The following is a 19,986-nucleotide window of genomic DNA, read 5'->3' as shown; positions in this document are numbered from 1 at the left end:
TCTTGAGGCTTTCAGGTCCCACAATTCTATGTCTTTGCCGTGAACCCCTTGGTTTTGATAATCATTCTCGTGGGGACCCGCCAATTACGAATGACGTGCTTTACCATCTGAGCTGCCGTGGGTTCCTGGTTTCAGCTTTGGTGGAAACCTTCCGCCTCGCAGTTGGCTACTCCTCTTTCGCCGCTGCGCGACGTGCCTCCAGCACTGCGATCCGGTCGCGGATGAGATCGCGATCCATGCCTTTCACCTTCTCAGAGTTAATCGCATCGTCATCCAGTGGATCAACACGGCGGCCAGGCCGGTTCTCGAAGGCCTCTTGGGTAATGCGCGGGTTGGTTTTCCCCCAAGTCTCTGGAAAGCGGGTTTCGAGGATCTTGATCAAAACTGAAGGTGGGCGGCCGACGCCGATGATACTCTCGCGGACTTGTGTACTCCAGTAGGCGCGTAGGAGATACCAGGCTTGGTGCATCGCATCCTCAAACTCTGGATGACGGTTGGCCCAGTTGTAGAGCGTCGACATTGTAACTCCGATGGCAGCGCACCATTCTTCCACAAACATGCCCTGCTGCGCCAATTCACGCACAGTCCAGCAATACTCTGGGTCGTACTTGTTGGCCGGGCCGTTTGCCACGGTGTTGGGGATTATTCTGAGGCTTGAGAAACGAGTTCTGGCCATCTTCATTGCTCCTATTAGCTAAGTTAATCTAAGACGCTGAGGACAACCTCTTTCAGGGCAGGGGAGGCGTCATATGTCATCCAACCGCGTCGGATGAGGCTACTTCTTATTTCGCGTGCATTAGAGCTCGTGGTGGCGATTGCATCGCGAATGCACCGGGCAACTGATAAACTGGACTGGCGCGCTGAAAGGGACAGCATGATGGTTATTCGCTGGGAGACCCGTGACAGGGCGGAAGGCATTGGGCATTAGACCGACGTTTGGCTGGGCGTTGTCCTTGCCCAATCCGCAGATCTTCTCATGCTTCCAAAAGTAGATCGAGAGCTTCTGGACAATTGCCTCGGCGACCGCGGCATCCGCGTAACCAAAGATGGCGCGACCTTCTTCGGTGAAGAGGGGGCGCATGTTCGGCGCCATCGGGGGCTCGTCCTGTGCGGTGTTGTCGGTTGCGGTGGGATCATTGCTCATTGGTCGGCCTCCTGATTGTTGGGTAGCGGTTTGTTGGTCACATTGCGGCAAAGCTAGTCAGCCCCAGTTTGATCTGCGTCATTTGTAGTTCTCCGAGATCTTCTTCCAACGATCCATTGCGCTCTCGCTATCCGGCAAATGGTCTCTTTTCTTTTCGGGGTACACATCCTGCCACCCGTTGCGGATGGCCCGCTTAGCTTCGTCTTCGGCATTGGGAATTTCCGCCAGACGGTCGCGCATCAACTTTGCAGCGAAAACTGTCATTGGCTTTTTCATCGCTTTGCGGCTCACCACAAATGCTTCGGCTGTTTCTGTGCTGAGAACCTGAGAAAGATAACCGACTTGGTCCGGCTCGGCTCTTACTGGTTCCTTTACTGGTTCTCTTACAGAGTTACTGTCCGATTTTAGGACACGGCTTTGCTCGTTTTCCGGACACGGCTTTTGCTCACTTCCGGACACGGCTTTAGGGGTGTCTGTCCGGTTTTCGGACACGGCTTTGAAACACTTCTCAAAGGCCAATTCGTATCTTGTAGGGCGCTGCCGATTGTTGCCTTCATCGCGGGATTTGTGCCGTTTGATGAGGTTCGCTTTTTCCAGTTTCTTGAGGTGCACATTGAGCGTCGAGCGGCTCATCTCGCAATCCTTGGCCAGCGTCTCTTGCATCGGAAAACAGCCGTAGTCAGGATTGTGGCGATCACACAAATGCCACAAGACGATCTTTGTCGCTGGCTTAAGGCCCTTCTGCTTAATGGCCCAGTTTGTCGCGGCGTGGCTCATTTTAGCGCTCCCAGATACGGTTCACAGCGGGGTCGAACATCACATGCGCGGTTGCGATCCGGCCTTGGCGCTGTTTGGCCACGATGATCTCCAGATGGCTCTTCGCTGCCTCTAGCGCAGCGCTCCAGGCCGCATGTTTGTCGAGCTTCTCGATGGAGGGCTCTTCGCGCTCGAGGTAGTATTCGTGTCTGAAGCAGAACATGACACCGTCTGCGTCCTGTTCGAGCTGCCCGGATTCGCGGAGATCAGACATCAATGGGCGCTTATCGTCACGCTGTTCCAAAGTCCGGGAAAGCTGTGAAAGGGCTACGACCGGGACGCCCAAGTCCATCGCGAGGCCCTTCAGCGCAAGGCTGATTTCCGTCACTTGCTCGTAGCGGGTACGGGCTTTTGTCTTCAAAAGTTGAGCGTAATCGACCAGGACAAGTGGCGTCTTTTCTCCGGCCATCTGACGCAACGACTGTTTCACGCCAACTTGCAGGAGGCTGGTGTCTTGGTACTGACGGGGAAGGAACGTGATTGGCAGTTCCGCTACTTGGCGGGCGGCGTTAAAAAGCGCTTCTTCCTGGTTGTCGTCATAATGCCCGCGGCGGATATCGGAGTACGGAGTTGGGCGGTTGATACGGGCAGTCTGCTCTGAAAGGGCGCGCAGTGCCATGGCTTCGGGCGTCATCTCCAACGAGGCAATGACGACCGGGTGACCTGCACGCGCTGCATTCAGCCCCATAGACAAGGCGACTGCGGTTTTGCCCATGGACGGACGTCCGCCAAGAAGCCAGAGTTCGCCTACACCAAAGCCGGGAATGATCTGATCCAGAGCATTGATCCCGCTGGCAACACTGTCGACGCGTTCTCCCTTGTGGGCGTTGTTTGCTTGCTTCATTGCGCCGGTGACTGCCGCCATCATGGACGTTGGTTTCACGGCCGTCTCGGATTGGCTGAGAGCGCCAAACGCACCCTCCATCTGCGCGGCAATGTCAGATGCCAGCAGATCTCCTTGGGAGATGCCGTCGCGGGCCCGGTCCATGATTGCGATGAGGTCGCGTTTGGCTTTGGCTTCGGCAAGAATTTTCGCGTATTCGGCAGCCATTGAGCTAGCCACAGATGCACCAGTAAGGCGAGCTAGGTAACCCTTCCCGCCCAGTTCGCCAAGGCGTTCCAGAAGGCTGTCAGATAGGGACGCTGCCACTGTGACAGGCGAAACTGTCCGGCCGTTTTTCTCCAACCCAAGGCAGACTTGGAAAAGTTCGGCATGAACTGGATCGTAGAAGATATCGGCACCGCCGACAGCAGTTACAGCAGTCGTGCTGAAGCCTACCATGATTGCTCCGAGAAGCTGTTGCTCGGCTTCAATCGAATGCGGAGGCGCCTCGTTGGTGGGTTGGATGTGGTTGACCTGGTTCATTTGTTCCGCCGCGGAACGAACGGGGCGATGAGCGATCCGATAGGTTGCCAGTTGCCCACTTGCTTCGGTTGATCGGAGGCAATCGCCTGATCTTCTTCGCCGACCGGCTGGGCCTTATCTGAGGGAGAATCCTTCATCAGGCCGAAACCTCAGCGGTTTCGTTGATCCAGCGATCAAGCTCGGCCAGTTCAACACGGGTCGAGCCAAGGATCTTAGTGAATTTGAGGCGGCCGAGCTTCTCTTGAGCGTAAAGCGTCGAGCGGGACATGCCGGTATAGGCAGCCGCATCTTTGAGAGGAAGCAGACGGCGCTGCTCGAGGGGGATATGCACTGTGTTTTACTCCTGTCCGAGATGGTTCAGGAGCGATTTAAATGAAGGCTAGCTCGTAAGGATAACGGAGGAATCCATTTATTTTTTCTTACGATCCTCCGCGTCGCGCCGTTCTTGAAAGCGCTTGCCAGAATGTCTTGCTTGATCTTCAGCGCTGGCAGTTATTCCAACTGTTCGAAAAGCAGCTTCTAAGAAGTCTTCGAACTTCCTGTCGTAATCATAATTTCTGCTGCCCCGACCCGGAATGCGGCCAGTGTATTGGTGGTAGATATCGCCGCAAGCATCGGTGAAGGATTCTGCTGCATGGTTCTTGTGCTTTTTTCTTGAAACATCAATCGGCTGCGGAGCGATTTTTCCCCCTGCACTCTTAAGAATAGCCTCCAATAGGCGAATGGTTCTTGGAATATCGTTGTACTCTGCAAGAGGATCTAGAGTGCCGAGTGGGAATTCGAAGTCCTTAAGCTCTTGGTATTCTTGTAGGTCTGATTGAACGGCTTCGCGTCCTATTCTACCTAGCGCGTTCATCTTCTTTTCTGCCTTGCTGAGAGCTTTGCAAATCTCTTCCAAGCAGGTGATGTCCTTTTTGGGCTGCTGTTGGATAACGGAAATCTGATACGCATGATCGGCTATCGTTAAGCAAATTTGCAAGTTCTCTACGTGGTTGCTGGCGGCTGACGACGGCATTTTCGATAGGTGTCGTTGAAGCACTTTCATCAACTCCGACTCAAACTCATCGGACATCACTTCATCTCCAACTTGATCACATCAGCGCTTTCACCGGTCACGAGCGCCGCCCAACGATCAAGCGCTGCCGCACGTTGATCCAGCATCTTTGCCTTGCCGTAGACGCGTGCAACGGCGCTAGGAGCGGAGCTAACCGCTGAGTGATTGAGCACCCTGTCCGCAACGCTTTCAGGCACTCCCGCCTCAACCATTGATGTGGCAAACGACGTGCGCAGATCATGCAAGCGCCATGGGGCGACCTTGTCGCTAAGAAGCTTATCCAGTCGCGCCTTTGCCTTGCTCACGCCGGAAATTGGCGTCTTGCCAGTTGTGGTGAAAATCAAACCGGTAGACGTTCCACGGTCTGCTTCTGCACTCTCTTTGAGCGCCTCGAGTTCTGCCAATGCTGGCTCTGACAGGTGCGTGACATGCTCTTTCCCGTTCTTTGTAATGGATCCCGGTTTGGTGATGGTTGCGCGCTCCAAGTCAATCTCGGACCAATCCAATCCCAAGATTTCATGGCGCCGCTGCGCCGTCAGGATCAGGAGCCGGAAAGCTGGGCCCCAAAGCTCTCCCATCTCAAAGGTGGACGCCCAGATGTACCGCACTTCCTCGACGGACGGCTCCCGCTCTCTGCTGCTTTCTTTGGTTGGTTTTGTGAGGCGCTCCCCAATATCATCTTTGAGGTGGTCGCGGCCTGCGGCCCATTTGGTGAAAGCCATGAGAGCTGATCGGATGCGATTGGCATATACACCCCGTCCGGCGCTAGCCTTTTCGTCTATCGGCCGTTGGAGGTCAGCCTTGGTTAGGTCGCCCATTGGACCGGCCAGCTTTGGTTCGAGTGACTGCTCGATCTGACGTCTGCGCTCAGTACCTCGGCGTAAACCTGACAGATGCAGCTTGTCGTAGAGGCCAATGACCTGCTGGACGCTCAGTGCTGCGGACTTCGCGGCCTCGTTCGCCAACTTGTCAGCCTCTGCGATTGCTACACGGTCGATGCCCTTTACCGCCTCAGCTTCAATCTCCAATGCCATTGTCCGGGCCTCTGATAGTGTGGTGGGTTCAGGCCAAGCGCCCAGTGTGTGTTTGCGCTTTGGGCCGCCCTTGACCCGCTTCTCAAACATCCACGTTGCCCGACCGGATGAGGAAAGGCGAAAGCGCAGTCCGACGCGCTTGGTGTCGGACACCTCCAACCTCCCGGACGCCGGTGGCTTCAGTGACTTCAAGAATCGGTCTGTTAGGTCGCGCTTCATCTGGCCTCTGGGGGACAACTGGGGGACAAAAGGCGCTAGATTTGCGTGGACGCCTACGGACAGTGATAGACGGATAATGATTGGGGGACAAGGCCAATAACCTATATTTATATGTTAAGAGTCAGCGTTTTGGCAACGCAATTGGACGCTGATGGACGATCAAGGACGACTTCAACAAATAGAGGGCCCGTTGACTTTTAATCAGTGGGTCGCAGGTTCGAACCCTGCACGGCTCACCACTGTTTTCCGAAAAACCAATCAAGCGAAACCGCCGTGGCGGGTTCAACAATGGCATCGGGGCTACCTTCGATCTGGCCTTACGCACGGCAAGGTCTTGCCATTCGGCGCGGAGTGGCAAAGACTGCTGCGGTATCACGATAAAAAACCAACACAAAAAGACAGGGAATTACCATGAAGACGACATTTGCTCTTTCCATGATCGGCGTATTGCTGGCCACAACCGTGCCACTGTCTGCCGAAACCCTTCGCTGGGCGCGTTCCGGCGATGCGCTTACGCTTGATCCGCATTCACAGAACGAAGGACCGACGCACACCATTCGGCATCAGATGTACGAACCGCTGATCATTCGCGATGTGACCGGCGCGTTCGAACCCGCACTGGCAACCGAATGGGCGCCTTCGGCCGATGATCCGAACGTCTGGGTGTTCAAACTGCGTGAAGGTGTGAAGTTCCACGGTGGTGAGGATTTCACGGCGGAGGACGTGGTGTTCAGCTTTGAGCGTGCCAAGCAGCCGAACTCGGACATGAAAGAACTGATCGGTTCGATCACCGAAGTCCGCGCCGTCGATGACTACACGGTCGAGATCGTGACCGATGGGCCGAACCCGATCCTGCCCAGCAACCTGACCAACCTGTTCATGATGGACAAGGGCTGGACCGAGGCGAACAATACCGTCAACGTGCAGGATTTCGAGGGCGGCGAGATCACCTTTGCCACCACCAACGCCAACGGTACCGGGCCATATATGCTGCAAAGCCGTGAGCCGGACGTCAAGACGGTGATGACTCGAAATGACAACTACTGGGGCATCGACCAGTTTCCGATGGAAGTGACCGAGATCGTCTATACCCCGATCCAGAACGCCGCCACGCGGGTTGCGGCGATGCTGTCTGGAGAGGTCGATTTCCTTCAGGACATGCCGGTGCAGGACCTTGAGCGGGTGAACAGTGCCGATGGCCTCGTGGTCAAGCAGGCCCCGCAGAACCGGGTGATCTTCTTTGGCATGAACCAGGGTGCGGATGACATCGAAGCGGATAACGTCGATGGCAAGAACCCCCTGGCGGACGCGCGTGTGCGTAAGGCGATGTCCATGGCGATCAACCGCGACGCCATCCGGCAGGTCGTCATGCGTGGACAGTCGCAGCCTGCGGGCATGATCGCGCCGCCCTTCGTGAACGGCTGGACCGCCGAGATGGACGCGGAATCCAGCACGGATATCGCAGGGGCCAAAGCGCTGATGGCGGAAGCCGGGTACGGCGACGGGTTTTCGATCCGGTTGGATTGCCCGAACGACCGCTATGTCAACGACGAGGGCATTTGTCAGGCCGCCGTTGGTATGCTGGGCCAGATCGGCGTGACCGTGAACCTCGATGCCAAGCCGAAGGCGCAGCATTTCCCGCTGATCACCGATGGCAAGACCGACTTCTACATGTTGGGCTGGGGCGTGCCGACCTACGATTCCGAGTATATCTTCAACTTCCTCGTTCACGGGCGGGAATCCGATATCGGAACGTGGAACGGCACCGGTTTCGACAACGATGATCTGGATACGAAGATCAAGTCGCTGGCGTCCAACACAGATCTGGATGCACGCAACGCAGACATTGCCGCGATCTGGCGCGTGGTGCAGGACGAGGCGCTGTATATCCCCATTCACCATCAGGTGTTGAACTGGGGCATGGCGGAGAATGTCGGGATCGAGGTTGACCCCGAAGACCAGCCGAAGGTCAAATACTTCACCATGAACTGACCGGATGGGGCGCGCCGGTCGGGCGTGCCCGCTTCCTGTGCCTTGATCTGCGCAAAGAACAGCGGCGTTCCGGTTCTCGGGGCGCCCCACCCCTTCAGTGGAGGATACTCCGTGCAACGTCTTTTCCAAATTGCAGCGCTCACCCTGGGTCTCGCTTCCTCCGCACAGGCGGCTGAATTTACATGGAGCGTCACAACCGATCCACAGACCATGGACCCACATGCGGTCAACTCCGCCCCGGTGCTGGGCTTTCTGAACAACATTTATGAAGGGCTGGTCCGGCGCGGAAAGGACATGGCGATCGAACCTGCGCTTGCGACGTCCTGGGAGCCCATCGGAGAGGGGGAGGGATGGCGGTTCAACCTTCGGGAAGGCGTGACCTTCCATGATGGCAGTCCCTTTACGGCGGAGGATGTGCTTTTTTCCTACCAGCGCGCGTCGGACGAAGCATCCGATACGCGCAGCTGGTTCGCGCCGGTGTCCGATGTCGTCGTCGTGGATGAATTCACCGTCGATATCATGACAAGCGCCCCGAACCCGATTTTCCCGAGCTCCATCGCCAACTGGATGATCATGGACAGCGGATGGGCTGAGGCGAACAACGCGGGTCTGCCGGACAAGGAGAACGGCAACCACGCGACGCTGAACACCAACGGCACGGGTGCCTTTCGTGTGACCGCGCGGGAGCCAGGCTTGCGCACGGTATTGGAGCCTTTCGATGGTTGGTGGGGCGATGCAGAACACAATATCACCCGCGCTGAGTTGAAGCCGATCCAGAACCCGGCAACGGCGCTGGCCGCGCTGCTTTCGGGCGATGTGGATTTCATCAATCCCGTGCCCATCCAGGACGTGGCTCGATTGAAGGAAAATCCGGAAGTGGAGGTCATTCAGGGCATCGAAGCGCGGGTGATCATGCTTGGCTTTTCGCATGAAGCGAGCGCGCTGAAGTATTCAGCGGAGACGACGGACGCCAATCCCTTTGCGGATGTGCGCGTGAGGCAGGCGGTGGCCCATGCCATCAACGTACCGGCCATCCTGCAAACCATCATGCGCGGCAATGCCGAAGAAGTCAGCCAGTTGGTCAGCCCCGCAATGAACGGGTATTCGCAAGCACGCGCAGATCGTTCCGGTTATGATCCTGATCGCGCCCGCGCCCTGCTGGCCGATGCGGGGTATGCGGACGGATTCAGCTTTGGCCTGAAATGCCCCAATGACCGCTACCTCAATGATGAAAGCGTGTGTCAGGCGGTGACCGGCATGTTGGCACAGGTCGGGATGCGCGCGACGCTGGATGCGATGCCGGTGCAGAATTATTGGCCCGAACTGCGCGCAGACAATTATGACATGTACCTGCTGGGCTGGTCGCCGGGCACGTTTGACGCCGAACATCCGATCCGTTTCCTTGCCTCCACGCCGAACGAGGAAAAGAAGCTGGGAAGCTGGAATTTCGGCGGCTATTCGAATGCGCGGGTGGATGCGCTGTTGCCGATGATCCAGTCGGAGATCGACGCGACCAAACGGCAGGCGATGATTGACGAGGTGACCCAGATCCTTCAGGACGAGGCCGCTTATGTCCCGCTTTATGTGCAGCCGCTGGTCTGGGGGACGCGCAGCAACATCGCGCTGACCCAACGCCCCGACAACTTCTTCATCCTCCGCTGGGTGACCGTCAACTGATCCTGGGCGTGGTCGGTATTCGGCCCTGACACCAGCTAAACCGGGGGCGCAATGCTCGCATTCATCATTCGGCGTTTCGGTCAGTCCGCGCTTGTCCTGCTTGTCGTGGGGCTGGTGGCGTTTTCGATGTTCAATTTCGTGGGCGATCCCATCGACAACATGCTGGGGCAGGAACGCACGGCTGAAGATATCGAACGCCTGCGGGAGCAGCTTGGCCTCGATCAACCTTTCCCGGTGCAGTATTTCCGGTTCCTGCAAGAAGCGGTGCAGGGCAATTTCGGTGTCAGCTATAGACAGGGACGTCCGGTGGCGGAAATCCTGCTGGAACGCGCCCCGGCGACGCTGGAACTGGCTGCGGTTTCCGGCGTGTTGGCGGTGCTGTTCGGTATTGCGCTGGGGGTTTTCACGGCGATCCGGCGCAATGGATGGCTGGCCAACACGATCATGTCCGCCTCTCTCATCGGGGTGTCGTTGCCGACGTTCCTTATTGGCATTTTGTTGATCTATGTGTTTTCGGTTGAATTGGGCTGGTTGCCCAGTTTTGGCCGTGGCGATGTTGTTGATCTGGGCGGTTGGCGAACCGGGTTTCTGACCGAAAGTGGGCTGAAGGCGCTGATCCTGCCGTCGATTACCCTGGGTCTGTATCAAATGACCCTGATCATGCGGCTTGTGCGGTCCGAGATGCTGGAGGTCTTGCGGCAGGACTATATCCGCTTTGCCCGGGCGCGCGGATTGCGCGACCGTACGGTACATTTCCGCCATGCCCTGAAGAACACGATGGTGCCGGTGATCACGGTGATCGGTCTGCAACTGGGTGCCATCATCGCCTTCGCGATCATCACCGAAACCGTGTTCCAATGGCCCGGTGTGGGTTTGCTTTTCATCAACGCGATCCAGTTTGTGGACATACCCGTCATGGCTGCGTATCTGATGCTGATCTCGGTCATGTTCGTCGGGATCAATCTGATTGTGGATATTCTGTACTTCATGATCGACCCGCGTCTGCGGGTGGATCGGGCCGGGGGGCACTGATGACCGATACACCGACACCCGTGCCCGTAAAATCGCGCCTGCGTCTCGCCCTGGAAAGCGATGTGTTTTATTCCTTCCGCCGCTCGCCGGTGGCTGTGGTTTCTGCGGTTGTGGTGCTGGTCCTTGTCTTGTCCGCGATCTTTGCGCCGCTTATCGCGACGACAGACCCGTTCGATCCGGCATCGCTGAACCTGATGAACGGATTCACCCCACCGATGGAGCCGAACGCCTTTACCGGGGAAAGATTTGTGCTGGGCACCGATGATCAGGGGCGGGATGTCTATTCGACCATTCTGTACGGCATGCGGATTTCGCTTTTCGTAGGGGTTGCGGCGGTTGCCTTTGCGATGGTGCTGGGAATCACGCTGGGGCTGGTTTCCGGCTATGTCGGTGGCTGGACGGAGACGATCATCATGCGCACAGCCGATGTGCAGCTTACCTTTCCGTCCATTCTTGTCGCGATGCTGATCTTTGGCATTGCCAAGGGCATCACCCCGGTAGAGTACCGTGATCAGATGGCCATCTGGGTGCTGATCCTGGCGATCGGTTTGTCGGATTGGGTACAGTTTGCGCGCGTGGTGCGCGGGGCAACACTGGTGGAAAAGAACAAGGAATATGTGCAGGCGGCGCGTCTGATTGGTCGTACACCGGGTGCCATCATGCTGCGCCATATCCTGCCCAACGTGCTGTCGCCGGTACTGGTGATTGCGACGATTTCGTTGGCGCTTGCGATTATCGCGGAGGCCACGCTCAGTTTTCTGGGCGTCGGTGCGCCGCCCACGCAGCCCTCACTGGGTACGCTGATCCGCATCGGGCAAGGCTTCCTGTTCTCCGGTGAATGGTGGATCCTGTTCTTCCCGGCCGTGACGCTGCTGGTGCTTGCCTTGTCGGTCAACTTGCTGGGTGACTGGCTGCGCGACGCGCTGAACCCAAGGCTGCGGTGATGGGAGTTCCGGTTCTTTCGATCCGCGACCTTTGTGTCGAAATTCCGACGCGCCACGGTATCGTGCGGCCTGTGGATGGGGTCAGCTATGATATCGGCGCGGGCGAAATCCTCGGAATAGTCGGTGAAAGCGGGGCAGGCAAATCGATGGCAGGAAATGCCGTCATCGGATTGCTGAGCCCCCCCGCCCATATTGCATCGGGCGAGATTTGGGTGAACGGCGCGCGAATTGACCAGTTGACCGGAGACGCCATGCGACGGCTGCGCGGCAAGGAGATCGGCATGGTGTTCCAGGACCCGCTGACCTCGCTCAATCCGCTTCTGCGGATTGGAGATCAGTTGGTAGAGACGATGCTGACCCATCTCGACCTGACCCAGTCCGAAGCTGAGAAACGCGCCGTGGCCGCGTTGGAAGAGGTCGGGATTCCGGGTGCAGCGGACCGGGTCAACAGCTATCCGCACGAGTTTTCGGGCGGGATGCGGCAGCGTGTGGTGATCGCCTTGGCGCTTTGTGCGGAGCCGTCGCTGATCATCGCGGATGAACCCACCACGGCGCTGGATGTGTCGGTGCAGGCGCAGATCATTGCCTTGCTGAAGCGGCTATGCCGGGAACGTGGCACGGCGGTCATGCTGATTACGCATGACATGGGCGTTATCGCTGAGGCGACAGACCGTGTTGCGGTAATGTACGCAGGCCGCCTGGCGGAACTTGGCCCGGTGCGTGATGTGCTGACCCGGCCGCAGCATCCCTATACCCACGGGCTGATGGCGTCGACCCCACTGGCATCTGCGGGTAAGGACCGCTTGCACCAGATCCCCGGTGCCATGCCGCGCCTTGATGCGGTGCCGCCGGGGTGTGCCTTCAACCCGCGCTGCCCCCGCGCCAGTGAACGCTGTCGCGCCGCACCCGCACCGAAAGTCGAAAACGGCCACGCCGCCTGCTGGCACCCGTTGGCGGAAGCAGAAAAAAAGGTGTCCTGATGGCGTTGGTCCGGGTCAAGTCTCTTACCCGTCTGTTTGACGTGTCGAAGCCTTTGTTGAACCGTATCCTCGAACGGCGCGGCAAGGCGTATCTGACCGCAGTCTCTGACGTCGATTTCGAGGTGAAAGAACGCAGCACCTATGCGCTTGTCGGGGAAAGTGGCTCGGGTAAGTCGACCATCGGGCGAATGTTGGTCGGGCTGCTGACACCGACGGAAGGCACGGTGGAGATTGAAGGCGTGGACCTTGCGAATGAAACGGACGCAGCCAAGGTGGATGCCATCCGTTCGGATATCCAGATGATCTTTCAGGACCCTTTCGCATCGCTCAATCCGCGTTGGCGGGTGCGCGACATCATCGCGGAGCCCGTTGCCGCGCGGGGCGGGGACACCGCCGGTCTGGCGGAACGCCTGTTGGAGCAGGTGGGGCTTTCGGTGCTGGATGCGGGCAAGTTCCCGCATGAGTTCTCCGGCGGTCAGCGTCAGCGCATCTGCATTGCCCGCGCATTGGCGTCCGAGCCGCGCCTGATCGTGTGTGACGAACCGACTTCAGCGCTGGACGTGTCGGTGCAGGCGCAGGTTTTGAACCTGATGAGTGATCTCAAGGATGACTTTGGCCTGACCTATGTGCTGATCAGCCATGACTTGACCGTTGTGCGGCACATGGCGGATCGCATCGGGGTGCTTTACCTGGGTCGCTTGGTCGAAGAAGCCGACCCGCAAAGCCTGTTTGAAGACCCCAAGCATCCCTACACCCAGATGCTGTTGGAAGCGGCGCCGCGCATGGATGGGTTTGGCCGTGAAATTCAACCGCCCGAAGGCGAAATCCCCGACCCGATCAATCCGCCACCCGGCTGCGCATTTCACCCGCGTTGCCCGATCGCGCAGGATGTGTGCACGCGAGAGAGACCCCGGATGCGGGAGTTGGGTGCAGCGCGGGTGGCGTGCCATCTGGCGGAATGATCCGCTGACAAGGCGCGGCGCAGGCACGTGATCAAGATGTCAGGGATGTTCAAGCAAGGGAGGTCTCCGACCTCATTCGAACATGATGCGAAGGCGATATCAGCGCTCGACGGTCGTTTTGCTCGATCGCGTGGATTTGCGTTAGATCAAAGTACCAAAACCGGATCTGGCGTAGAAAACAGCATGAAAATCGCGCAGGGAGGAGTGAAACCCATGCTGAAAGGTCTTTTCGAAGAGACGATCAGCGCATTTGAAGAACGGATGGAGCTTCGGCGGAAAATGCTGAAAGCCACGGGAGTTAAGGTCAAGAAACGCCGCGTAGACAAGGACCTTGAAAACCGTATCCGCGAGAGCATCATCACGTGCCATGAGTGCAACAGCAGCGACACGTGTCATGCATGGCTTGAACATGCGCAGGAGGGTGCAGTCCCGCCTCATTTCTGTCCCAACCATGATCTGATCCTTCAGTTGAAAGAGGAAGGTCACACACAGAAAGTCGTGAAATAGCTCTTGTTCAGGTGCTGTAACTCGGGTCGAAGATGGCAATGCAGTTGTCGTCAGGAATTGCGCTGTGATCCAGGCCGAGGCGAATCGAAGGCGCTGCGGCTTAGGATATTACCTGCCTCATCAACAGTGAGGCGCAGCGCCCGTCCGTTGAAATAGATCGTAATCCGCCATCGCCCCGCATCTGCATCTATGCCGGTTTCACAGCGGCTGGTCATCTTTCCGCCGCGCATCAGGTCTGGCACCTGTGCCGGCTCGATATCAAATGCGGCTCCAATCAGTTCGGCGGGCACGACGAAATTGTTGCCATCACGCTCCACCATATCATTCGACTTGGTCAATTGTGCCCTCTTACGTGGTTTGCGTTTGCGGCAACGCGATGTCGGCCAGTGTGCTGCGATCCAGTTCGGTCAGAAAGGCCCTTTCTGCGGTGCGCAGCCGTGTTTTCAGCTTGCAGCGCCCGTCCAACGTGCAGCTGTTGGATCCGGGCGCAAGGCATTCGACCATTGGCTGATCTTCTTCCAGAAGCCGGATGACAGCGCCCAGACGGATCTGGGTCGCAGGGTATGCAAGCACGGCGCCGCCACCCCCACCGCGCCGCGTTTCGACGAAACCTCCACGTGCAAGGCGCTGCATGATCTTGCTGAGGTGATGACGCGACAATTGAAACTCCTCTGCTAATTCAGCGGTCGAATAGGCACGCCCAGGCGTACTTGCCAGCCGCATCAACATGCGCAGGCCATAATCGGTAAACGAAGTCAGACGCATGAATGCCGCTCTATGAATAGGTATTTACAATACCAATTAATAGGGCTTAAGATAGATGAGATCAAGTGACATTGCGATCTGATCCGCGCGGCCGGACGGGCTGCCGCAATCCGTTCGCATCCGGTAACTTGACCAATCTGAAGGACAAACGGATTGATACGAACGGCGCGAGATCGGACAGACTGACATCCGACCGGACTGCGCGCTTAAGAAGTGAGGATGTGACATGAGCAGCACCGCAGAACAAATGCGAGCCTGGACCGGCCCCGCGATACTCACCTATGGTTTCAGACCGTTCTTCCTGGGCGCTGCGCTGTGGGCGGCGTTTGCGATGATTGTCTGGGTGGCGACATTATCAGGGTTGTTCACGCTTCCCACGGCTTTTGATCCCGTCAGCTGGCATGCGCATGAGTTTCTGTTCGGCTATGTCACCGCCGTCGTTGCGGGGTTCCTGCTGACAGCAGTGCCGAACTGGACCGGACGACTACCGATTGTCGGATGGCCCCTGGGCGGCCTGTTCGCACTTTGGCTTGCAGGGCGCGTCGCGGTCGGTTTTTCTGGGTTCATCCCGCCTTTGGTCGTTGCACTTGTGGACCTTGCGATGCCTGTTGCGCTGGGAGTTGTCATCGCCAGAGAGATCGTTGCCGGGAAGAATTGGCGTAATCTGGTTGTGCTTGGGATGCTGAGTGTTCTGGCCCTCGGGAATGCGATCTTTCACTTTGAAGCTGCACGCGGCGACTATGCGGCGCAGGGTTTCGGACTGCGGATCGGGCTTGGCGCAGCCCTGATGATGGTGGCGGTAATCGGTGGGCGCATCGTGCCGTCTTTCACGCGCAACTGGCTGGTAAAGCGGCAGGCATCGCGCCTGCCTACGCCCCCGATGCAGCGGTTTGACAAGCTCGCGTTGCTTGGGTTGCTCGTGGCGCTTGTGCTTTGGGTTAGAGCGCCTGCGTCCAACCTGACGGCAGTGGCGCTGTTCTTGGCGGGCCTGATGCATCTGGTGCGCTTGGCCCGCTGGGCCGGATTGCACACCAGCGCAGAGCCGCTTGTCCTTGTGCTGCATGTGGCATACGCCTTTTTGCCTTTCGGCGCTTTGGCGGTTGCTGCTGAAATCATCTTTCCGGACTTTGGTGGTCTTGGTGCCTCACAACACCTCTGGATGGGCGGTGCGATTGGTCTGATGACACTTGCCGTCATGAGCCGCGCGACTTTGGGGCATACGGGTCAGGCCCTTACGGCAGGGGGTGGGACGAACCTGCTGTTCACGGCATTGATCGCCGCTGTATGCGCCCGCGTGGCTGCCGGTTTCTGGCCTGCCGGGGCGTCGCAGTTGTATGCAACGTCTGGCGTGTTCTGGATTGCCTGCTTCGGGGGTTTCGCGGTTTTGTATGGCGCACTGTTGCTGCGCGCGCCTCCTGGAAAGAAAGCGTAGCCGCTTCAGGAGTTGCCAATACCTTACTCAGACTGGCAAATTCAGGTGGTCTCGTCCTCGATCCAGGTCTTGGCGGCGACCGCGCGAGGCAGGCCAAGTGGTCCGATGGCCAACAGGGCGACCTGCTGCAGGGCTTCTTCTTCCAGACCCTCGGACCGGGCACGGCGGACATGTGAATGAACGGCCCCTTCCGAACTGGCGCCAATTGCCAAGGCCAGCTTGACCAGCCGTTTCTCCCGATCGCTCAAAGGGCCTGCTTCCGCGCAAGCCTTGCCGAGCGCGGCATAGGCGTTCCAGAGGTCGGGATGTTGCTGTGCAAGGTCACCGGCAGCACCGGGCATTGGTTTGGTCATTCTACGCTCCTCAAACTGAAAAATCGTCGATCAGCGGATTTGGCTTGGCAAACCGGGTAAGATCATCAAGGTCGGTGATCACGATGTGGTTGCCTGTCACCTTTACACCATAGGCTTCGAGCCCCTTGAATGAACGGCTGAGGTTTTCGGGGGTCATCCCCAGAAAGGAAGCCAGCCGCCGCTTTTCCAATGCCAGATCAAATGCCAAAGAGCCGCTCCGCTCTTTTTGGCGCAAAAGGTAGTTCGCAAGCCGTTCACGTGATGTGCGTAACTTCAGATCCTTGGTGTTCTTCACCACGGACCGATAGCACTGCGCAAGCTCCAGCACGATGGCCTTGGCAAAGCTGCTGCTTTCCTCAAACGCAGCGCGAACATCCTGCGAGGGGATCAGAACCAGCCTGCTTTTCTCAAGTGTCCTTGCCGACATCAGATAGGCAGCGTCCTTGATGCTTGCCGCAAGGATGAAGGTCGAGACGGGGCGCACCGTTGCCATGCTGGTATCGCGCCCGTTCCAGGAGGAAAACAATTCGATCGCGCCCGATACCACGATGTGCAGAAAGTCACTTGGATCCCCCTCGGTGATCAGCTCGATCTGCGGTGGAAAATTCTGGACATAGGCACCCCGCATGAGGGCACCGAATTGCGCGTCCTCCATCTGCGAAAAAAGGTGGAGCTTGCGAACTTCCGAATAGTCCGAATCGGGCATGCGTTGTTGGACCTCAATCTGCTTTGATGCGGGTATCTGCCATTTGCTTGATAAATGTCAATCAAGCAATTGACCTGTGATTGCAGCCTTCTTGACGGTGCGGGAAATCCGGAATGACCGACTTTGACGGGCCAATTATTTCGCTCTCTCCTTGCGGGTTTCTTGACCCAGATCAAACGATTTGGGCGCGTAACCGGCGATTCTTCTTCCAGCCCGTTTTGGGACCTTCTCCAAAACCATTCCTTGGAAGGACAGCACATGCACACACTCGACAGCGTCTCACGCCCGGACCAACACCGGGCTCTGGGCCTCAGCACCGTTGCGTTCACGGCCTGTTTCGCAGTCTGGACCATTTTCTCCATTATCGGCGTCGGGATCAAATCCGAACTGGGCCTCAACGAAGCGCAGTTCGGTCTATTGGTTGCCACGCCTATTCTGACAGGTTCGATCACGCGTCTGTTTCTAGGCGTCTGGACCGAGAAATATGGTGGTCGGCTGGTATTCACAGCGCAAATGCTGCTTACCGCGTTGGCGACCTGGGCGCTGACGTTTGCGTCAACCTACACCATGTATCTGATCGCGGCCCTCGGGATCGGTTTGGCTGGCGGTTCCTTCATCATTGGGGTCGCCTATGTTTCGCGCTTCTACGACGCAGGCCACCAGGGAACAGCCCTTGGGATATTTGGGGCGGGCAACGTCGGTGCAGCTGTCACCAAATTCGTCGCCCCATTTGTCATGGTGGCATACGGATGGCAGGGCGTTGCGCATGTCTGGGCGGTCGGGCTGGCCCTTATGGCTGTCATTTTCTATGTGTTTGCAAAGGATGATCCCGAACTGATCGCGCGCCGCAAGTCAGGCGTTCAAGCACCCAGCTTTTCGCAACAGTTCGCGCCGCTTCGCAACATTCAAGTCTGGCGCTTCTCGCTTTACTACTTCTTCGTTTTCGGTGCTTTTGTGGCTTTGGCGCTCTGGATGCCGCACTATCTGATTGACGTCTACGGTCTGGACGTGCGCGCGGCGGGGATGTCAGCGGCCGCATTCTCCCTTTCGGCATCACTGTTTCGCGCTTATGGCGGCCACTTGTCCGATAGATTTGGTGCCCGAAAAGTCATGTACTGGACATTCGGCTTCAGTCTGGTGTTGCTCTTCATGCTGTCCTACCCGCCCACGGATTATGTGATCCAGGGCAAGGATGGCCCAATCACCTTCTCAACTGAAATGGCTTTGTGGCCCTTTGTCATCACGCTGTTTGTGCTGGGTTTTTTCATGAGCCTCGGCAAGGCAGCCGTGTTCAAGCATATCCCGGTCTACTACCCTCACCACGTCGGCGCAGTTGGTGGTCTTGTAGGGATGATCGGCGGTCTGGGTGGCTTCGTCCTGCCGATTGGCTTCGGGGCCTTGCTGGAACTGACCGGCATTTACACAAGCTGTTTCGCGCTTCTGTTCGCACTTGTGGCGATAGCGCTTGGTTGGATGCACCTGTCGGTGCGCATGATGGAACGAGCAGCACATGGCCCGGCGCTGGACGAGCTTCCGGAACTGCCGGAGATGCAGCCCATCCACTTGCCCGAACGGACTACCATGCCACGCACATTGACCGAGTGGCAGCCGGAAGATCAATCCTTCTGGTCTGACACGGGTAGGGCAGTTGCGAGGCGCAACCTGTGGATTTCGATCCCGGCATTGCTTCTGGCCTTCTCTGTCTGGATGGTTTGGTCGATGGTGGTGGCGCGTTTGCCTGCCATCGGGTTCGACTTCACTTCGTCACAACTGTTCTGGCTGGCTGCCTTGCCTGGCTTGTCCGGGGCGACACTGCGCATATTTTACAGCTTTATGGTGCCGATTTTCGGCGGAAGGCTCTGGACCACACTCTCGACGGGTTCACTGCTATTCCCGGCTTTGGGCATCGGGTACGCCGTTCAGAATCCTGACACCCCTTATCTGATCTTTCTGGCACTTGCGCTTCTATGCGGGCTTGGCGGCGGTAACTTCGCATCCTCCATGGCGAATATCGCCTACTTCTTCCCGAAAGCGGAAAAGGGCAATGCGCTTGCGCTCAATGCGGGGCTTGGCAACCTGGGTGTTTCGGTCATGCAGTTCCTTGTGCCAATTGTCATCACCGCCGGTGTGTTCGGCGCGATGGGCGGCGCACCGGTTACACTTGATGACGGAAGCCAATTGTGGATGCAGAACGCCGGCTTCGTCTGGGTGCCCTTCATCCTGATCGCCACTGCCGCGGCATGGCTGGGCATGAACGATATCGCCGACGCCAAAGCCAGCTTCCGGGATCAGGCGATCATTTTCAGCCGCTTCCACAACTGGGTAATGTGCGTTCTTTATACCGGCACCTTCGGCAGCTTCATCGGCTACTCCGCAGGCTTCCCATTGCTGACCCGCTTGATGTTCCCTGAAGTGAATGCGCTGCAGTACGTGTTCCTTGGACCCCTTGTCGGCGCGCTCAGCCGTGCCGGAACGGGTTGGGTCTCTGACAAGTTCGGTGGAGGGAGGGTCACCTTCTGGACCTTCGCAGGCATGATCATCGCAGTCTATGGTGTGATCTTCTTCCTGCCGTCGGACGGGCAGGGTGGCAGCTTCATGGGCTTTTTCGCCTGCTTCATGGCGCTGTTCCTGCTGACAGGTATCGGCAATGCGTCGACCTTCCAGATGATCCCGGCGATCATGGGTCGCGAAATCCCGCGACTGATGCCCAACCTCGACGCAGGCGCGCGCCGTAAACAGGCAGAGCGTGAAAGTGCGGCAATCATCGCCTTCACCTCGGCGATTGCAGCTTACGGTGCGTTCTTCATCCCCAAGCTCTACGGCACCTCAATTGCCATGACCGGGGCTCCGAACGGTGCGCTTTGGGCTTTCATGGGCTTCTACGCGATCTGCCTGATCGGGACCTGGGTTTTCTACACCCGACCCGGTGGGCTTCTCCATGACATCGAACGCGGTCGCGGTGCGAACACCGCCGCCCAACCTGCTGAATAAGAAAGGACGCCA

General features: G+C 57.8%; 20 protein-coding genes. 9 read left to right on the top strand and 11 right to left on the bottom strand.

Features of this window, described 5'->3' with window-relative positions; all coding sequences use genetic code 11:
* Positions 1–166: 166 nt before the first annotated feature.
* The 7 genes from AB4X18_RS07285 to AB4X18_RS07255 form a co-directional block, all read right to left on the bottom strand.
* Positions 167–676: a hypothetical protein gene (locus tag AB4X18_RS07285; RefSeq protein ID WP_432817238.1), complete on the bottom strand. Its 510-nt coding sequence runs from the start codon at positions 674–676 to the stop codon at positions 167–169.
* Positions 677–796: 120 nt separating this feature from the next.
* Positions 797–1,144 carry a hypothetical protein gene (locus AB4X18_RS07280; protein ID WP_370399461.1) on the bottom strand — a complete coding sequence of 116 codons (348 nt, stop codon included), beginning with the start codon at positions 1,142–1,144 and terminating at the stop codon, positions 797–799.
* A 78-nt stretch (positions 1,145–1,222) separates the two neighbouring features.
* A complete protein-coding gene (locus AB4X18_RS07275) occupies positions 1,223–1,921 on the bottom strand; it encodes a helix-turn-helix domain-containing protein (protein WP_370399460.1) in 699 nt (232 codons plus the stop codon).
* Position 1,922: 1 nt separating this feature from the next.
* Positions 1,923–3,326 carry a replicative DNA helicase gene (locus tag AB4X18_RS07270; RefSeq protein WP_370399459.1) on the bottom strand — a complete coding sequence of 468 codons (1,404 nt, stop codon included), beginning with the start codon at positions 3,324–3,326 and terminating at the stop codon, positions 1,923–1,925.
* Positions 3,327–3,462: 136 nt separating this feature from the next.
* A complete protein-coding gene (locus tag AB4X18_RS07265; RefSeq protein ID WP_370399458.1) occupies positions 3,463–3,657 on the bottom strand; it encodes a helix-turn-helix transcriptional regulator in 195 nt (64 codons plus the stop codon).
* A 78-nt stretch (positions 3,658–3,735) separates the two neighbouring features.
* Positions 3,736–4,398 (bottom strand): hypothetical protein, encoded by a 663-nt coding sequence (locus AB4X18_RS07260; protein ID WP_370399457.1) that lies wholly within the window; start codon positions 4,396–4,398, stop codon positions 3,736–3,738.
* Positions 4,398–5,633 carry a tyrosine-type recombinase/integrase gene (locus AB4X18_RS07255; RefSeq protein ID WP_432817237.1) on the bottom strand — a complete coding sequence of 412 codons (1,236 nt, stop codon included), beginning with the start codon at positions 5,631–5,633 and terminating at the stop codon, positions 4,398–4,400. Before AB4X18_RS07255 ends, AB4X18_RS07260 begins: the two co-directional genes overlap by 1 nt.
* 411 nt (positions 5,634–6,044) lie before the next feature.
* On the opposite strand from AB4X18_RS07255, the gene AB4X18_RS07250 reads away from it, so the two are divergent.
* The 7 genes from AB4X18_RS07250 to AB4X18_RS07220 all read left to right on the top strand — a co-directional run bounded on the left by AB4X18_RS07250 (position 6,045) and on the right by AB4X18_RS07220 (position 13,727).
* Positions 6,045–7,625: an ABC transporter substrate-binding protein gene (locus AB4X18_RS07250; RefSeq protein WP_370399456.1), complete on the top strand. Its 1,581-nt coding sequence runs from the start codon at positions 6,045–6,047 to the stop codon at positions 7,623–7,625.
* A 111-nt stretch (positions 7,626–7,736) separates the two neighbouring features.
* Entirely contained in the window at positions 7,737–9,302 is a 1,566-nt protein-coding gene (locus tag AB4X18_RS07245; RefSeq protein WP_370399455.1) for an ABC transporter substrate-binding protein, read from the top strand.
* A 51-nt stretch (positions 9,303–9,353) separates the two neighbouring features.
* Positions 9,354–10,334: an ABC transporter permease gene (locus AB4X18_RS07240; protein WP_432817236.1), complete on the top strand. Its 981-nt coding sequence runs from the start codon at positions 9,354–9,356 to the stop codon at positions 10,332–10,334.
* The gene (locus AB4X18_RS07235) at positions 10,334–11,278 is read left to right on the top strand and encodes an ABC transporter permease (protein WP_370399454.1); all 945 of its coding nucleotides are present in this window, start codon (positions 10,334–10,336) and stop codon (positions 11,276–11,278) included. The genes AB4X18_RS07240 and AB4X18_RS07235 overlap by 1 nt, the downstream gene beginning before the upstream one ends.
* Positions 11,278–12,258: an ABC transporter ATP-binding protein gene (locus tag AB4X18_RS07230; RefSeq protein WP_432817235.1), complete on the top strand. Its 981-nt coding sequence runs from the start codon at positions 11,278–11,280 to the stop codon at positions 12,256–12,258. Before AB4X18_RS07235 ends, AB4X18_RS07230 begins: the two co-directional genes overlap by 1 nt.
* Positions 12,258–13,220, top strand: a complete 963-nt coding sequence (locus tag AB4X18_RS07225) for an ABC transporter ATP-binding protein (RefSeq protein ID WP_370402591.1) — start codon at positions 12,258–12,260, stop codon at positions 13,218–13,220. Before AB4X18_RS07230 ends, AB4X18_RS07225 begins: the two co-directional genes overlap by 1 nt.
* Before the next feature lie 36 nt (positions 13,221–13,256).
* Complete coding sequence (locus tag AB4X18_RS07220; protein ID WP_370402590.1) at positions 13,257–13,727, top strand: DUF6455 family protein; 471 nt, start codon at positions 13,257–13,259, stop codon at positions 13,725–13,727.
* 50 nt (positions 13,728–13,777) lie between these two features.
* Here AB4X18_RS07220 and AB4X18_RS07215 read toward each other — a convergent pair whose 3' ends face one another.
* Together AB4X18_RS07215 and AB4X18_RS07210 are read right to left on the bottom strand one after the other, a co-directional pair.
* Positions 13,778–14,065, bottom strand: coding sequence for a DUF6522 family protein (locus AB4X18_RS07215; RefSeq protein ID WP_370399453.1), 288 nt, complete (start codon positions 14,063–14,065; stop codon positions 13,778–13,780).
* 10 nt (positions 14,066–14,075) lie between these two features.
* On the bottom strand, positions 14,076–14,492 hold the full coding sequence (locus AB4X18_RS07210) for an RrF2 family transcriptional regulator (protein WP_370399452.1): 417 nt from the start codon (positions 14,490–14,492) through the stop codon (positions 14,076–14,078).
* A gap of 226 nt (positions 14,493–14,718) precedes the next feature.
* On the opposite strand from AB4X18_RS07210, the gene AB4X18_RS07205 reads away from it, so the two are divergent.
* Positions 14,719–15,924, top strand: coding sequence for an NnrS family protein (locus AB4X18_RS07205; RefSeq protein WP_370399451.1), 1,206 nt, complete (start codon positions 14,719–14,721; stop codon positions 15,922–15,924).
* 41 nt (positions 15,925–15,965) lie between these two features.
* Here AB4X18_RS07205 and AB4X18_RS07200 read toward each other — a convergent pair whose 3' ends face one another.
* Together AB4X18_RS07200 and AB4X18_RS07195 are read right to left on the bottom strand one after the other, a co-directional pair.
* The gene (locus tag AB4X18_RS07200) at positions 15,966–16,277 is read right to left on the bottom strand and encodes a carboxymuconolactone decarboxylase family protein (protein WP_370399450.1); all 312 of its coding nucleotides are present in this window, start codon (positions 16,275–16,277) and stop codon (positions 15,966–15,968) included.
* 10 nt (positions 16,278–16,287) lie between these two features.
* Positions 16,288–16,983, bottom strand: a complete 696-nt coding sequence (locus AB4X18_RS07195) for a helix-turn-helix domain-containing protein (RefSeq protein ID WP_370399449.1) — start codon at positions 16,981–16,983, stop codon at positions 16,288–16,290.
* Positions 16,984–17,241: 258 nt separating this feature from the next.
* On the opposite strand from AB4X18_RS07195, the gene AB4X18_RS07190 reads away from it, so the two are divergent.
* Complete coding sequence (locus tag AB4X18_RS07190) at positions 17,242–19,974, top strand: nitrate/nitrite transporter (RefSeq protein ID WP_370399448.1); 2,733 nt, start codon at positions 17,242–17,244, stop codon at positions 19,972–19,974.
* The last annotated feature ends 12 nt before the right edge of the window (positions 19,975–19,986 follow it).

It is taken from the genome of Sulfitobacter rhodophyticola (assembly GCF_041281685.2).
In the GTDB taxonomy this organism is placed as follows: domain Bacteria; phylum Pseudomonadota; class Alphaproteobacteria; order Rhodobacterales; family Rhodobacteraceae; genus Sulfitobacter.
Note: the sequence above shows the minus strand (reverse complement) of the source record. Positions and strands in the feature narration are given on the sequence as shown.

Coding starts and splice junctions, on each gene's coding strand:
- AB4X18_RS07235 (WP_370399454.1), top strand. CDS start 10,334: ATGACCGATACACCGACACCCGTGCCCGTAAAATCGCGCCTGCGTCTC.
- AB4X18_RS07255 (WP_432817237.1), bottom strand. CDS start 5,633: ATGAAGCGCGACCTAACAGACCGATTCTTGAAGTCACTGAAGCCACCG.
- AB4X18_RS07205 (WP_370399451.1), top strand. CDS start 14,719: ATGAGCAGCACCGCAGAACAAATGCGAGCCTGGACCGGCCCCGCGATA.
- AB4X18_RS07220 (WP_370402590.1), top strand. CDS start 13,257: ATGTCAGGGATGTTCAAGCAAGGGAGGTCTCCGACCTCATTCGAACAT.
- AB4X18_RS07240 (WP_432817236.1), top strand. CDS start 9,354: ATGCTCGCATTCATCATTCGGCGTTTCGGTCAGTCCGCGCTTGTCCTG.
- AB4X18_RS07260 (WP_370399457.1), bottom strand. CDS start 4,398: ATGTCCGATGAGTTTGAGTCGGAGTTGATGAAAGTGCTTCAACGACAC.
- AB4X18_RS07270 (WP_370399459.1), bottom strand. CDS start 3,326: ATGAACCAGGTCAACCACATCCAACCCACCAACGAGGCGCCTCCGCAT.
- AB4X18_RS07225 (WP_370402591.1), top strand. CDS start 12,258: ATGGCGTTGGTCCGGGTCAAGTCTCTTACCCGTCTGTTTGACGTGTCG.
- AB4X18_RS07210 (WP_370399452.1), bottom strand. CDS start 14,492: ATGCGTCTGACTTCGTTTACCGATTATGGCCTGCGCATGTTGATGCGG.
- AB4X18_RS07190 (WP_370399448.1), top strand. CDS start 17,242: ATGCACACACTCGACAGCGTCTCACGCCCGGACCAACACCGGGCTCTG.
- AB4X18_RS07200 (WP_370399450.1), bottom strand. CDS start 16,277: ATGACCAAACCAATGCCCGGTGCTGCCGGTGACCTTGCACAGCAACAT.
- AB4X18_RS07230 (WP_432817235.1), top strand. CDS start 11,278: ATGGGAGTTCCGGTTCTTTCGATCCGCGACCTTTGTGTCGAAATTCCG.
- AB4X18_RS07285 (WP_432817238.1), bottom strand. CDS start 676: ATGGCCAGAACTCGTTTCTCAAGCCTCAGAATAATCCCCAACACCGTG.
- AB4X18_RS07250 (WP_370399456.1), top strand. CDS start 6,045: ATGAAGACGACATTTGCTCTTTCCATGATCGGCGTATTGCTGGCCACA.
- AB4X18_RS07280 (WP_370399461.1), bottom strand. CDS start 1,144: ATGAGCAATGATCCCACCGCAACCGACAACACCGCACAGGACGAGCCC.
- AB4X18_RS07275 (WP_370399460.1), bottom strand. CDS start 1,921: ATGAGCCACGCCGCGACAAACTGGGCCATTAAGCAGAAGGGCCTTAAG.
- AB4X18_RS07195 (WP_370399449.1), bottom strand. CDS start 16,983: ATGCCCGATTCGGACTATTCGGAAGTTCGCAAGCTCCACCTTTTTTCG.